This window comes from Actinoplanes subtropicus, assembly GCF_000721705.1.
In the GTDB taxonomy this organism is placed as follows: Bacteria; Actinomycetota; Actinomycetes; order Mycobacteriales; family Micromonosporaceae; genus Actinoplanes; species Actinoplanes subtropicus.
On sequence record NZ_JOJL01000040.1, the window covers coordinates 37,273 to 50,404 of the forward strand.

The following is a 13,132-nucleotide window of genomic DNA, read 5'->3' on the forward strand; positions in this document are numbered from 1 at the left end:
GGCGCACGCGAGCCATCGACGAAACGACGTGGTGCCGCTCGACAGCGTACCTCAGGCGGCCAGGACCGAGGCGAGGGCGGCGGTCAGTTCCGCGCTGGAGAAGGGCTTGGCCAGGATCGTGCGGCCCGGTTCCAGGGAGCGGCCGTCGTCGTCGATCAGGGCCTCGGCGTACCCGGAGATGAACACGACCTTCGTCTCCGGGCGGTCGGACAGGAAGCGGTGAGCCAGTTGCCGGCCGTCCATGCCGGGCATCATCACGTCGGTGACCAGGCAGTGGATGGGTTCCGGGTGGTGTTCGGCGACCTTCAGGGCCTCGTGGCCGTCGGCGGCGGTGAGGACGTGGTAGCCCGCCCGCGCGATGAAGCGGGCCGTCACCTCGCGCAGGTCCCGCTCGTCGTCGACCAGCAGCACCGTCCGCGGGCCGCGGCCGGGCGGGGCGGCCGGGGCGGGGACGTCGCCGGTCCCGGCCGGGGCGCCGGTGACGGAGCCGGCGGCCGCCGGCAGGCTGATCAGGACCGTGGTGCCGACGCCGGGCGAGGAGGTCAGGGTCAGTTCGCCGCCGGCCTGGGTGACCACGCCGTGGGCGGTGGCCAGGCCGAGGCCCGCGGTGCGGCTGCCCACCTTGGTGGAGAAGAACGGCTCGAACGCCCGGGCCTGGACCTCGGCCGGCATGCCGCGGCCGTCGTCGGCGACGCTGATCGTGGTGGCGTCGCCGGCGCGTGCGGTGGTCACGGTGATCGTGCCGCCGTCGGGCATGGCGTCGCGGGCGTTGTGGACCAGGTTGTGCAGCAGGCGCTCCAGCAGGCGCGGGTCGATCAGCACCGGCGGTGCGTCGCCGGGGCGCAGGTCGAGCTTGATGCCGGGGCCGGCGGCGGTGGCCAGGGCGCCGGCCGCGTCGGCCAGGAACGTGTCGACGTCGACCAGGACCGGCTTGCTGATCTCGCGGCGGCCGAAGGCCAGCAACTGCTCGGTCAGCTTGGTCGCCCGCTCGCCGCCCTTGGTGACCTGGCCCAGGTCCTCGAGCAGGGTCGAGCCGGCGGCGGGGGCCAGGCGGCCGGCCTCGACCTCCTCGGTGATCTGCTCGATCGCCAGGGTGACGAAGCCGAGCATCGCGCCGAGCAGGTTGTTGAAGTCGTGGGCCATGCCGCCGGCCATCCGGCGCAGGCTGTCCAGGCGTTCGGCGTCGCGGCGGCGGGCCTCCTCCTGCCGCTGGCGCATCTCGCGGGCGGCCCACTCCTCGGCGGTCACCAGGTCGGTCACGTCGTCGACCATCACCACCGCGCCGGCCAGGTCGGCCTCGGCGTCGCGGATCGGGCGCAGGTGCACGCGCAGCCAGCGGGCGTCGCCGTCGTCGCGGACGAAGCGGTTGCGGTACCGGTGCTCGACCGCGTCGGCGGCGCCGGCCCGGACCGCCTCGACCGCCTCGGCGTGGGTGACCGGTTCGAGGCAGGCGAGCCAGCCCCGCTCCAGCAGCCGGTCGGCGGTCATCGCGGTGATCTCCGAAAGGCGGGGATTGACGTACGTCGCATAGCCGCCGGCGTCGAGCAGCACGATGCCGACCGGCGAGCTCGCGGCCATCGCCTCGAACCGTCGCTCGGTGTGCCGCAACGCCCGGACCTTCTCCACCAGTTTCGCGTTGATCGCCCGGGCGTGCACCGTGGCGAACTCGTCGGCCGGCCGGGGCGTGATCTCGACCGGGCCGTTGCGCAGGGCCACGTCGACGGCGTCGAGCAGCTCGCGCGGGTCGGCACTGCGCAGCACCACCTGGGAGACGCCGCACGCCTCGGCGATCGGCCGAGTCTCCGGCTCCAGGTAGTTGGCCGTGTAGAAGATGACCGGGGCGTGCGCGGCCCGCTCGTCGGGGGCCGAGCGCAGCCGGTGGACCATCTCCAGGCCGTCGATGCCGGGCATGAGCACGTCCGAGACGACCACGTCGGGGTGCCGGCTCTGGGCGAGGGCCAGCGCGTCGGCGCCGTCGCTCGCCTCGATCACCTCGTGCCCGCGATAGCCGAGCAGCATCGACATCAGTTCACGGTTGGCCGCCACGTCGTCCACGACCAGCACCGTCGCCACCCCATCCCCCTTCGGCTCGTGCTTCCCTGTGAAATTATCGTCACAAATCACGTAGGAAAGTGATATTTCGGATAGATGTCCTCAGTACCGACCGGCGAGCGGGTGGCGTCCCGGCTGTTCACCCGGGCGATGGGCTCGCTGGCCGTCCTGCTGGGTGTCCTGCTGCTGGCGTTCGCGCTGGTCGCACCGGGCCTGTCGCTGATCCTGCTGGGCGCGGGCGCGGCCGGGCCGGACGGCCGCGACCGCCGCTACGCCGCGCTGCCCCCGCTGGCGGCCGTGGTGGTCGTCCTGGCGATGGGCGACGAGCTGATCCTGCCCCTGGCCGGCCGCGGCGGCGCGGTCGCCGCGTTCCTGCTGCTGGCCGCCGCGCTGCTGCTCGCCCCGGGCGGGCGGCGCTGGGCGGTACTCGGCCGGGCGGCGGCGGTCGGCGGCGGCGCGATCGGCCAGCTCGCGATCTACGGCGTGGCCGTCGGGGCGCCCGCGCTGGCCGGGGAGCCAGCGCACCGGGCGCTCTCCCTCGCGACCGCAGCCGGAATCGTCGCGGTCGCCGCCGCCGTGCTGCCCGTCCCGGCCGTGCCGCCAGCGGCGCCCGATCCCGTGGACGGCGCGAAGAGCCCGGCGCAGGCCGAGTCCGACGCGCAACTGGCCGGCATCGTGCTGGCCTCCAGCGACGCGATCGTCAGCAAGACCCTCGACGGCACGATCCTCACCTGGAACCCGGGCGCGCAGCGGCTCTACGGCTACACCGCCGAGGAGATGATCGGCCGGGACGTCACGGTGATCCTGCCGCCGGACCGGCCGGACGAGGAGAAGAGCCTGCTCGCCCGGGTCCGGGCCGGGGAGCTGATCAAACACCACGAGACCCGGCGGGTACGCCAGGACGGCACCACCATCTACGTCTCGCTGAGCATGGCCCCGATCCGGGACCCGGACGACACCATCGTCGGGGCCTCGACCATCTCGCACGACATCACCGCCGAGGTCGAGGCCGAGCGGCGGCTGCGCTTCGAGCGCGAGCAGTTCCAGACCATCATGACGGCGGCCAGCGACCCGTTCGTCAGCATGGACTACCGCGGGCTGATCACCGAGTGGAACCGGCAGGCCGAGCAGGTCTTCGGCTGGGGCCGCGAGCAGGTGCTCGGCCGCCACGTGGTGGACACCATCCTGCCCCGCCGGTTCGCGACCGCGCTGGACCGGGTGCTCGAGGGCCGCTGGGCCTGGCTCCTCGACCGGCCCACCGAGATGTGCGCCGTCCGCGCCGACGGCACCGAGCTGCCGATCGAGCTGACCATGTGGCGGATCCGCCGGGACGGCCCGTCGACGTTCCACGCGTTCGCCCGCGACATCAGCGCCCGCCGGCAGACCGAGCAGGCCCTGGCACAGGCCCGGGACCAGGCGGTGGAGACGGCGCGGCTGAAGTCGCAGTTCCTCGCCGCGATGAGCCACGAGATCCGGACGCCGATGAACGGGGTGATCGGCCTGTCCGGGTTGCTGCTGGGCACCGAGCTCAGCGAGGCCCAGCGGCGGTACGCGCGGGGCATCAACAGCGCCGGCGTCGCGCTGCTCGGGGTGATCAACGACGTGCTCGACTTCTCGAAGCTGGAGGCCGGCAAGGTCGTCCTGGAGCGGGCCGACTTCGCGATCTGGCGGCTGCTCGACGAGGTGGTCGGCCTGGTCGCCGACGCGTCCGGGGCCAAGGAGCTGACCGTGTCGGCGCGCTGCCACCCGGACCTGGCCGGCCCGGTCAGCGGCGACGCCGGCAAGCTCCGGCAGGTGCTGCTCAACCTGGCCGGCAACGCGGTCAAGTTCACCGCCGGCGGTGCCGTGACGCTCACCGCCGGGCCGGCCGAGGGCGACTTCCCGCCCGGCAGCGTCCCGGTCCGGTTCGAGGTGTCGGACACCGGCATCGGCATCGACCCGGACCAGCAGGCCGGCCTGTTCGAGCCGTTCATCCAGGCCGACGCCGGCACCACCCGGCGGTTCGGCGGCACGGGGCTGGGGCTGGCGATCAGCCGGGAACTGGTCGGGGTGCTCGGCGGGGAGATCGGCCTGACCAGCGAGGCGGGCAAGGGCAGCACGTTCTGGTTCACGGTGGCGCTGTGGCCGGCCGTCGGGGCCGCCGAGCCGCCGGGACACGCGCTGGACGGGCTGCGGGTGCTGCTGATGGCCGGCGCGGAGACGGCGGCCATCGCCGAGCAGCTGGTCACCTGGGTGGCCGCGACCGTGGACGTGCCGGACGAGGCCGCCGCGGTGGGCGCGCTGACCGCCGCCGCCGAGGCCGGCCGGCCGTACGACGTGGTGATCCTGGACGGGCCCGCGCTGCTGCCGCTGATCGCCGCCGACCCGGGCCTGCCCGCGCCGAAGCTGGTGCTGGTCGGCGGCGGGCCGGGCCGGGCGGCCGGCTTCCAGGCGGTGCTGTCCCGGCCGGTGCGCCAGTCCGAGCTGTACGACGCGCTGGTCGGCCTGTTCGCGGCGCCGGCCGAGGAGCGGGCCCCGCGGGTGGCCACCGGGTCGCCGGCCGGGCCCGGGCAGGTGCTGCTGGTCGAGGACAACGAGATCAACCAGACGGTGGCGCTGGGCATCCTGGCGAACCTGGGCTACCGGGCCGACGTCGCCGCCAACGGCCGGGAGGCGGCCGAGATGGCGGCCGCCCGGGACTACCGGGTGATCTTCATGGACTGCCTGATGCCGGAGATGGACGGCTACGAGGCGACCGCCGCGATCCGCCGGGCCGAGGGGCCGCACCGGCACGTGCCGATCATCGCGATGACCGCGGGCGCGCTGCCCGAGGACCGGGCGCGCTGCCTGGCCGCCGGGATGGACGAGCACCTGGCCAAGCCGCTGATGCCGGCGACGGTCGGGGCGGCGCTGGAGCGGTGGGCGCCGGGCCCGGAGGGGCCGCCCGCCGGACCGGGCGCGGTCCCGGACGTGCGGCGGCAGATCCAGGGGCGGCTCGACCTGCTGCGCGGGGCGGGCGCGGCGCTCGGGCCGGCCGCGCTCGCCGGGTTGCTGCGCAAGCTGAGTGCGCACGCGCCGGGGCACGTCGAGGAGATCCATCAGGCGGTCGCGATGGACGACGCGACCCGGCTGCGGGACCAGGCGCACCAGCTCAAGGGAGTGGCCGCGAACCTGGGAGCCGAGGTGCTCGCGGCGGTCTGCGAGCGCCTGGAGCGGGCCGGCCGGGACGGGGACCTGGACGCGGCGATCGAGCCGCTCGCCGAGCTGCGGCCGCGGACCCGGGAGATGCTGGCGGCGGTCGACGAGATCCTGAACAGCATGGACCCGGCCCGGACGGCTTCGAGCGGCCTGGCAGCTCAGCCCGGCGGTCGCGGCAAAGGCGCGACCGGCGACGGCGATCGCGCTGTGCGGCGGGGGCCCGGCTGATCCTCGTACGGTATGGGCTTGGTCTTGATCTTCGGTGGCTCTCCTATTGTGGTCGCCATGACAGACGAGCCGGTCGAGGGTTTCGCGGGGCTGGGGTTGCGGGCGGAGCTGCTCAGCGCGCTGAGCACGCTGGGCTACGAGGAGCCGACGCCGATCCAGCGGGAGGCGATCCCGCCGCTGGTCGAGGGGCACGACCTGGTCGGGCAGGCGGCGACCGGCACCGGGAAGACGGCCGCGTTCGCGCTGCCGGTGCTGCAGGGGCTGACCCCCGGCGCCGCCGACGACGCCGGGCCGCAGGCGCTGGTCCTCGTGCCGACCCGGGAACTCGCCGAGCAGGTCTCCCAAGCCGTCCATCGGTACGGGCGCGAGCTGGGCGTGCGGGTGCTGCCGGTCTACGGCGGGCAGCCGATCGGGCGGCAGCTGCAGGCGTTGCGGCGCGGCGTGGACGTGGTCGTGGGTACGCCCGGGCGGGTGCTCGACCACATCGAGCGGGAGACGCTGCGGCTCGGCGACGTGCGCACGGTCGTGCTGGACGAGGCCGACGAGATGCTGGACATGGGCTTCGCCGAGGACATCGAGGCGATCCTGGCCGAGACGCCGGCGACCCGGCAGACCGTGTTGTTCTCGGCGACCATGCCGCCCCGGATCGACAGCATCGCCCGCCGGCACCTGAACGATCCGGTGCGGATCACGATGGGCCGCAAGGCGGTCTCGCCGGACGAGCTGCCGCTGATCCGGCAGAGCGCCTATCTGGTCGCCCGGCCGCATCGGACGGCCGCGCTGGGGCGGATCCTGGACGTCGAGGCGCCGGCGGCGGCGATCGTCTTCTGCCGTACGCGCGAGGAGGTCGACCAGGTGACCGAGGCGCTGAACGGCCGCGGCTACCGGGCCGAGGCGCTGCACGGCGGGATGAGCCAGGACCAGCGCGACCGGGTGATGGGGCGGCTGCGCGGCGGCAGCACGGAACTGCTGGTCGCCACCGACGTGGCGGCCCGCGGGCTGGACGTGGAGCAGCTGACCCACGTCATCAACTACAACGTGCCGGCGGCGCCCGAGGCGTACGTGCACCGGATCGGCCGGGTGGGGCGGGCCGGCCGGGAGGGCTGCGCGATCACCCTGGCCGAGCCGCGCGAACAGCGGATGCTCAAGGCGATCGAGCGGCTCACCGGGCAGCGCATCACGCTGGAGAAGCTGCCGACCGTCACCGACCTGCGGGCCCGGCGGCTGGAGCTGACCCGGGCGGCGCTGCAGAGCAGCCTGGAGACCGACGACCTGGAGCGGTACCGGGTGGTGCTGGACTCGCTGACCGGCGAGTTCGACGTGGAGGACATCGCCCTGGCGGCCGTGCGGCTGCTGCACGAGGCGGCCGGCGGGGACGCGGACGAGAAGGAGATCCCCTCGCCGGAGCCGCCGGCCGAGCGCCCCGGTCGGGCCGGTCGCGCCGCTCCCGGAAAGGCGCGAGGATCGCAGTCGGGGGTGACGCGGCTGTTCTTCGGGATCGGGCGGCAGGCGGGGCTGCGGCCGCAGGACCTGGTGGGTGCGATCGCCGGGGAGTCGGGGCTGAGCGCCCGGGAGATCGGCGCCATCCAGATCACGGACCGGTTCTCGCTGGTCGAGGTCCCGGAGTCGGCGGCCGACACGGTCATCATGGCGATGCGCCGCAGCACGATCCGCGGCCGGCGGCCCACGGTGCGGCGGGAACGCTTCACGCCCCGCTGACCGCCGGATCAGGTGGGCCGGGATCACCTTGCGGTTCGCGCGCGGCCTTACCCTCGGAGGATCCTTACCCGAAGGAGGTCCGGCGATGGTGAGCCGCGTCAATCGAGAGACCGTCGACCTGTCGTCCTATCCCGACCTGGTGGTGGTCTATCTGGGTATGCGCGTCAACCGGCTCTACGGCCTGCGCACCCTGATCGCCCGCGGCCCCCGGATCGACCGCTCGGACCAGCCGGCGGGGCTGCTCGCGCACGAACCGTTCCTCTGGTCGCTGTTCCCCATGCACCTGGGCATCCGCCAGTACTGGCGGGACCTGCCCACGCTGCTGGCCTGGGCCCGCTCCGAGCCGCACCGCCTGTGGTGGCGCGACTTCCTGCGCGGCAGCGGCGGCACCGGCTTCTGGCACGAGACCTACCTGCTGCGCGGCGGCATGGAGGCGGTCTACGACGACATCCCGCAGCGCCGCGGCCTCGCCTCCTTCGCGCCGGTCCACCCGGCCCGCGGCGCGATGTTCGGCGCGGCCGCGCGGGTCGGCCGCCCCGAGGACGACCTCGCCCCGGTCGTCACCGAGGACGACCTCTACACCCCCGGGCACTAGGCTCCATGACGTGCATCGTCGGGATCACGGACGGGCGGATCGTCACGATCGGCGGGGACTCCGCGGGGAGCGACGGGTGGCACGTCGCGGTGCGGTCGGATGCCAAGGTGTTTCAGGTGGGGCCGTACGTGATGGGCTTCACGACCAGTTATCGGATGGGTCAGCTGCTGCGCTACTCGCTGACCGTGGGTGAGCCGGACACCTGGGACGTCGACCGGTTCATGGTGACCACGTTCATCGAGGCCGTACGGCAGTGCCTGTCCACGGGTGGCTACGCGAGGACCGAGAACGGCCAGGAGCAAGGTGGACGGTTTCTGGTCGGGATTCACGGCCGCCTCTACGTCGTCGGTGAGGACTACCAGATCGGGCACACGATCTCCGGTTATGCCGCGGTGGGCTCCGGCTACCTGGTCGCCCTGGGGTCGCTGCACTCCACGGCCCGGTCGCCGGTCAGCAGCCGGCAACGGGCGGAGATGGCGCTCGAGGCGGCGGCCGAGCTGACCGAGGGCGTGCGGCCGCCCTTCACCGTGGTGCAGTCGGGGTGAGTCACGATGGTGACCGACCAGCAGGAGTTCACGCTCGTGGCGACGGAGGCGGGGCGGCCGCTGTACGAGTCGCTGGGGTTCGCCGCGGTCGCCACGGCGACCTGGCACACCCGGCCGCCGCTGGCCGGAGCCGACCGGCGCCGCGATCGGGTCTGAGCGGAAGTGGGCAGCTCAGCCCGGCGGTCGCGGCAAAGGCGCGACCAGCGACGGCGATCGCGCGGCGCGGCGGGGGCCTGGCTCCGCCTCGTAGGGTATCGGGATTTTGCTCGGATTTTTGCGGTCAGAGCCAGTGCTCGGCCAGCAGGGCGATGCCCAGGACGACCATCGCGGCGCCGGAGAGGCGGGTGGTCAGGCGGGCGGCGGCCGGGCGGGATCGCAGCACCGAGCGCGCCAGCACGCCGACGCCCAGGTAGCCGGCGCCGCAGTTCGCCGTGTGCAGGACGCCGAGCAGGGCGATCTGCGCCGCCAGCGGCCAGCTTCCGCGCGGGGTGGTGAACTGCGGCAGCAAGGCGAGGAACAGCAGCAGGCCCTTGGGGTTGAGGCCGCTGACGCCGAACCCACGCGCGACCGCCGCGCCGGGCCGGACGAGGACCTGGCGGTCCGCCGGGAGGGAGATCGTCGGTGGGCGGGCGAGGATGCCGGCGCCCAGCCAGATCAGGTAGGCGGCGCCGGCGAACGTGAGGGCGGTCAGGACGGCCGGCGTGCGGGCCACCAGCGCGGCCACGCCGGCGGCGACCACGGCCGTCAGGGCGAGATAGCCGAGGAGCAGGCCGCCGACCGCAGGCCACAGCGCGCGGTCGCGGAGGCCGGCGGCGATCACGTACGCCCAGTCCGCGCCGGGCACGAGCACCAGCAGCGCCGACATGGCCCAGAATCCGAACGCCGCCCCGAACGCCATACCGGGAAGATTAGGCAATTTCCGGCGGAAGGTGCTTCCAAGTATTGCCACTGCGGCGAGCATCTGGGGGAGAATCTGCCCCGTGGACGAAGTGGACCGGAAGATTCTTGCGGAGCTGCAGCAGGACGGGCGACTGACCGTCACCGAGCTGGCCGCCCGGGTGCGGCTCAGCCTCTCCCCGTGCCATCGCCGGCTGCGGGATCTGGAGCGATCGGGGGCGATCCGGGGCTACCGGGCGATCGTCGACCCGGAGGCGCTCGGGCTGGGCTTCGAGGCGGTCGTGTTCGCGTCGATGTTGCAGGGCGACCGGGACACCGTCGCGGCGTTCGAGGCGGCCGTGGAGGCGATCCCGCATGTCGTCCAGGCGCAGCGGCTCTTCGGCGACCCCGACTACCTGCTGCGCGTGGTGAGTGCCGACCTGGCCGCGTTCCAGCAGCTCTACGACGAGCGGTTGGCAACCCTTCCGGGCGTACGGCGATTGACGTCCACGCTGGTCATGAAGCAGGTGGTCCGCGATCGACCACTGCCCTGAGCACGGCGGCGACCGTCGACACGTACGCCTCGTTGTCGAGATTCTCGTCCCACGTGGTCTGCAGGGCCAGGCCCTGATACACGGCGATGAGCACCCGGGCGAGGGCGTCGGGGGTGACGCCGGGGGCAAGCGGCACCTCGGCCAGGGCCGCCGCGACCGCCGCCCGGGGATCGTCGACGTTGCGCCGGGACAGGTCGCGGATCCGCGGGTTGCGCATCGCCTCCGCCCAGATCTGCACGCCGAGCCGCAGGGTGGGCCCGGCGGCCGGGGTGCCGACCGCGCGCAGGTAGTCGAGATACGCCGCGGCGCGGGCGTCGATCGGGCCGCCGGCGAAGACCTGCCGCTGGTCGTGCCACTCGGTGACGATCGCGGCGATCACGTCGTCCTTGCCCGCGAAGTACCGGTAGACCAGGCCGGCGCTGATCCCGGACTCGCGCACGATGTCCTGCATGCTGGTGCGGTGGAAGCCGGCCCGGGCGAAGCAGGCCGCCGCCGCGTCCAGGATCTGCCGGCGGCGGGCGGCCAGGTGGGCGTCGCTGACCTTGGGCACTACTGGATCTCCGCCTGGGCGACCCGGTAGAACGTCGCGGCGTTCTCGTCCCGGCCGAGCGGTTCGAGGTAGCGCACGGCCGCGTCCCGGGTGGACATGTCGAGCGCCAGGCGCAGCCCGCGTGCGGCCACATAGCCGGGCAGGGTGGCCGGGTCGAAGCCGAACGTCCACGGCTCCCCCGCGCGGCGCACCGCCTCCGGCCAGTTCCCGGCGTCGAGGGAGCCGTCGAGGACCCGGCTGTCCACGTACGTGAAGATCAAGGAACTGCCGGTGGCGGTCAGCGCGGCGATCCGGCGCAGCGTGGCGTCGACGGCGGGCTCGTCGAGGTAGTTGGTGACGCCCTCCCACACCACGACGGTCGGCTCGAGCGCCGCGAAACCGGCCGCCAGCAGGGCGTCGCCGAGGTCCTGGCGCAGCAGGTCGACCGGGACGTAGTGGACGTGCCGGCGCCGCTCGGGGCGGACCGCGCCGCGCACCAGCCGCCGCTTGACCGCCTGGGTGGCCGGATGGTCGGCCTCGAAGACGGGCACCCGGTCGATGCCGGGCAGGCGGTACGCGCGGCTGTCGTAGCCGGCGCCGAGCAGCAGCACCTGGCGGGCGCCGTGGGCGAGCGCGGCCACCACCAGGTCGTCGATCAGCCGGGTGCGGGCCACGGCGGACGGGCGCGGCCCGGGCCAGCGCCGGTCGATGAGCCGGGACAGCCGCAGGCCGACCGGGCGGAGGCGGGCGGCGCGGGCCAGCAGCCGGTAACCCCCGCGCAGGAACCGCACGGCCAGGGGGTCGTCGAAGACCCGGTCGCGGCCGCGCGCCGTCTCGAGCGCGCGGAACAACGCCACCTGCTCGGCCGTACGGCTCGCCCTGTCGCGCATGCGCCGACTCTAAATGAACGAGCGTCCATTTTTCTAGGGGCGGCCCGTCAAATCGGGGTTGCCAACCGCCGCCGCGGCGAGCAAACCTGGGGCTGTGCCCGCATGCGTCACGTAGCTGGCGAGGAGGCGGCCCATGCTCAAGGCGCGAATAGTGGTCGGCGCCGACGGTTCCCCCGGATCGGCGCTCGCGGTCCGCTGGGCCGCGGCCGAGGCGCGGCTCCGCGAGGCGGAGCTGCGGGTGTTCACCGCCTACCATCGCCGAGATCCGCGCCAGCAGCACGACGACGACGCGTCCGCCGTGGTGCACGAGGCGGTGACCCAGGCCCGGACGATCGCTCCCGGCATCGAGGTACGCGGGCTGGCGATGCCCGGGTACGCCGCTCCGATCCTGCTGCACGCCGCGGAGGAGGCGGCGCTGCTGGTGGTCGGCGACCGCCGCCGGGGCAGCCTGCCCGGCCAGCCGCTGGGCTCGGTCGGCAGCCAGGTCGCCACGCACGCCCGCGCCTCGGTGGTGGTCGTCCGCGGGCGGCCGTCCTGCGACGACGGCCCGGTGGTGGTCGGGGTCGACGACGGGCCGGCCACGTCCACGATCATCGGCCGCGCCTTCGAGGAGGCGGCGCTGCGCAAGACGCCGCTGCTGGCGGTGACGGCCAACGGCCGGTCGTCGCCGGCCGCACAGGCGCTGGGGACGGAGGTGGACCCGCAGCTCGACCCCTGGCGGGAGAAGTACCCGTCGGTGGAGGTGCTGCGGGAGTACGCGGCGGGCCGGCCGGACAAGGTGCTGGTGCAGCGCTGCCAGGAGGCGCAGCTGGTGGTGGTCGGGCCGCGCCGGCACGGGTACCAGGGAGTGATGCTGGGGGCGGTCGGGAGCGAGTTGCTGCGGCGGGCGGCCTGCCCGGTGCTGATCGCCCGATAGTCTCCGGGAAATCGGTGGATCGCCCGGGCCGCCGCGGACAGAATGCTGGGCCATGCAGGACAGGCCCGCGGGCGTCACCGAGGCGATGCTGGTCACGGCCCTGCGCGACGGCTGGGGTATCGACGCCGGCTCGCTGACCTACTTGCCGGTGGGTGCGGGCGGGTACCACTGGCGGGCCGGCGACCGCTGGTTCCTCACGGTCACCGCGGCCGAGCCGGGGCCGCTCGAACGTGCCCTGCGCACGGCTCAAGCGCTCCGTCACGACGCGGGCCTGACGTTCGTCCTGGCCGCGGAGGGCGCCCCGCTCCGGCCGGTCGGGCCGGCCCACACGTTGTCGGTGTTCCGGCTGGTCGAGGGGGTGGCGGGCGATTTCGGGCCGCACTCGGCGGACCGGGCCGAGGTCGTCGACCTGCTCGCGGCACTGCACGGCGCGACGCCGTACGTTCGGGATCTGGCGCCGCCGGACGATCTGCGGCTGCGCGGCCGCGCCGGTTTGGCGGCCGCCTCGGACCGGGACTCCTGGGAGGCCACGGGGCCGTATGCCGAGCCCGCGCGTGACCTCCTGGCCGCACACGCCGCGAAGATCGGGCGCTGGCTGTCCGAGCTGGACCGGCTGGCCGCCGAGATTCCCCCGGCCCGGGTGGTCACGCACGGCGAGCCGCACCCGGCCAACATCCTGACCACCCCCACCGGCAAGCTGCTGATCGACTGGGACACCGTCCGGATGGCGCCGCCCGAGCGCGACCTGTGGCACCTCACCGACGACCCGTTCGCCGGCGCCGACCCGGCGCAGGACAAGGCCCTGACCCGCTACGCCGAGGCCACCGGTCACCCGATCTCGGCCGCGGCCCTCGGCTTCTACCGCCTGACCTGGATCCTCGCCGACATCGCGATCTTCGCGGCCGATCTGCGGGCCCCGCACACCGAGGGCGGCGACGCCGAGGAGGCCCTCAACGCGCTGCACGGTTACCTCGACGACTGATAACGTGTCCGGGTCCGTGACTTCACGCGAGGAGGTGAGACCCATGAAGGCACCACGCACGTGGGTGCT

Annotated in this window: 12 protein-coding genes; 8 read left to right on the top strand and 4 right to left on the bottom strand. The window is 74.1% G+C overall.

Annotation, left to right across the window (positions count from 1 at the left end; all coding sequences use genetic code 11):
- Nucleotides 1-51 precede the first annotated feature (51 nt).
- Nucleotides 52-2,073 (bottom strand): ATP-binding response regulator, encoded by a 2,022-nt coding sequence (locus IH26_RS54695; protein WP_034217196.1) that lies wholly within the window; start codon nucleotides 2,071-2,073, stop codon nucleotides 52-54.
- A 75-nt stretch (nucleotides 2,074-2,148) separates the two neighbouring features.
- Here IH26_RS54695 and IH26_RS56650 point away from each other — a divergent pair, with 75 nt between their 5' ends.
- The 5 genes from IH26_RS56650 (at nucleotide 2,149) to IH26_RS60510 (ending at nucleotide 8,472) form a co-directional block, all read left to right on the top strand.
- Nucleotides 2,149-5,457 (top strand): PAS domain S-box protein, encoded by a 3,309-nt coding sequence (locus IH26_RS56650; RefSeq protein ID WP_157437661.1) that lies wholly within the window; start codon nucleotides 2,149-2,151, stop codon nucleotides 5,455-5,457.
- A gap of 57 nt (nucleotides 5,458-5,514) precedes the next feature.
- Nucleotides 5,515-7,176 carry a DEAD/DEAH box helicase gene (locus IH26_RS0142835; protein WP_030442039.1) on the top strand — a complete coding sequence of 554 codons (1,662 nt, stop codon included), beginning with the start codon at nucleotides 5,515-5,517 and terminating at the stop codon, nucleotides 7,174-7,176.
- An 85-nt stretch (nucleotides 7,177-7,261) separates the two neighbouring features.
- Nucleotides 7,262-7,771 carry a monooxygenase family protein gene (locus IH26_RS0142840; RefSeq protein ID WP_030442040.1) on the top strand — a complete coding sequence of 170 codons (510 nt, stop codon included), beginning with the start codon at nucleotides 7,262-7,264 and terminating at the stop codon, nucleotides 7,769-7,771.
- Nucleotides 7,772-7,776: 5 nt separating this feature from the next.
- A complete protein-coding gene (locus IH26_RS0142845) occupies nucleotides 7,777-8,316 on the top strand; it encodes a hypothetical protein (protein ID WP_030442041.1) in 540 nt (179 codons plus the stop codon).
- A gap of 6 nt (nucleotides 8,317-8,322) precedes the next feature.
- Nucleotides 8,323-8,472 (top strand): hypothetical protein, encoded by a 150-nt coding sequence (locus tag IH26_RS60510; protein ID WP_157437662.1) that lies wholly within the window; start codon nucleotides 8,323-8,325, stop codon nucleotides 8,470-8,472.
- Nucleotides 8,473-8,596: 124 nt separating this feature from the next.
- Here IH26_RS60510 and IH26_RS0142855 read toward each other — a convergent pair whose 3' ends face one another.
- Nucleotides 8,597-9,214 carry a LysE family translocator gene (locus IH26_RS0142855; RefSeq protein ID WP_030442042.1) on the bottom strand — a complete coding sequence of 206 codons (618 nt, stop codon included), beginning with the start codon at nucleotides 9,212-9,214 and terminating at the stop codon, nucleotides 8,597-8,599.
- An 82-nt stretch (nucleotides 9,215-9,296) separates the two neighbouring features.
- Here IH26_RS0142855 and IH26_RS0142860 point away from each other — a divergent pair, with 82 nt between their 5' ends.
- The gene (locus IH26_RS0142860; protein WP_030442043.1) at nucleotides 9,297-9,746 is read left to right on the top strand and encodes an Lrp/AsnC family transcriptional regulator; all 450 of its coding nucleotides are present in this window, start codon (nucleotides 9,297-9,299) and stop codon (nucleotides 9,744-9,746) included.
- On the opposite strand, the gene IH26_RS0142865 is transcribed toward IH26_RS0142860, so the two are convergent.
- Complete coding sequence (locus IH26_RS0142865) at nucleotides 9,709-10,296, bottom strand: TetR/AcrR family transcriptional regulator (RefSeq protein ID WP_030442044.1); 588 nt, start codon at nucleotides 10,294-10,296, stop codon at nucleotides 9,709-9,711. The genes IH26_RS0142860 and IH26_RS0142865 overlap by 38 nt on opposite strands.
- Nucleotides 10,296-11,165 carry a class I SAM-dependent methyltransferase gene (locus tag IH26_RS0142870; protein WP_030442045.1) on the bottom strand — a complete coding sequence of 290 codons (870 nt, stop codon included), beginning with the start codon at nucleotides 11,163-11,165 and terminating at the stop codon, nucleotides 10,296-10,298. The genes IH26_RS0142865 and IH26_RS0142870 overlap by 1 nt, the downstream gene beginning before the upstream one ends.
- Before the next feature lie 133 nt (nucleotides 11,166-11,298).
- On the opposite strand from IH26_RS0142870, the gene IH26_RS0142875 reads away from it, so the two are divergent.
- Both IH26_RS0142875 and IH26_RS0142880 read left to right on the top strand, forming a co-directional pair.
- Entirely contained in the window at nucleotides 11,299-12,081 is a 783-nt protein-coding gene (locus IH26_RS0142875) for a universal stress protein (protein WP_030442046.1), read from the top strand.
- 52 nt (nucleotides 12,082-12,133) lie between these two features.
- Entirely contained in the window at nucleotides 12,134-13,063 is a 930-nt protein-coding gene (locus IH26_RS0142880) for an aminoglycoside phosphotransferase family protein (protein WP_051809550.1), read from the top strand.
- Nucleotides 13,064-13,132 lie beyond the last annotated feature (69 nt).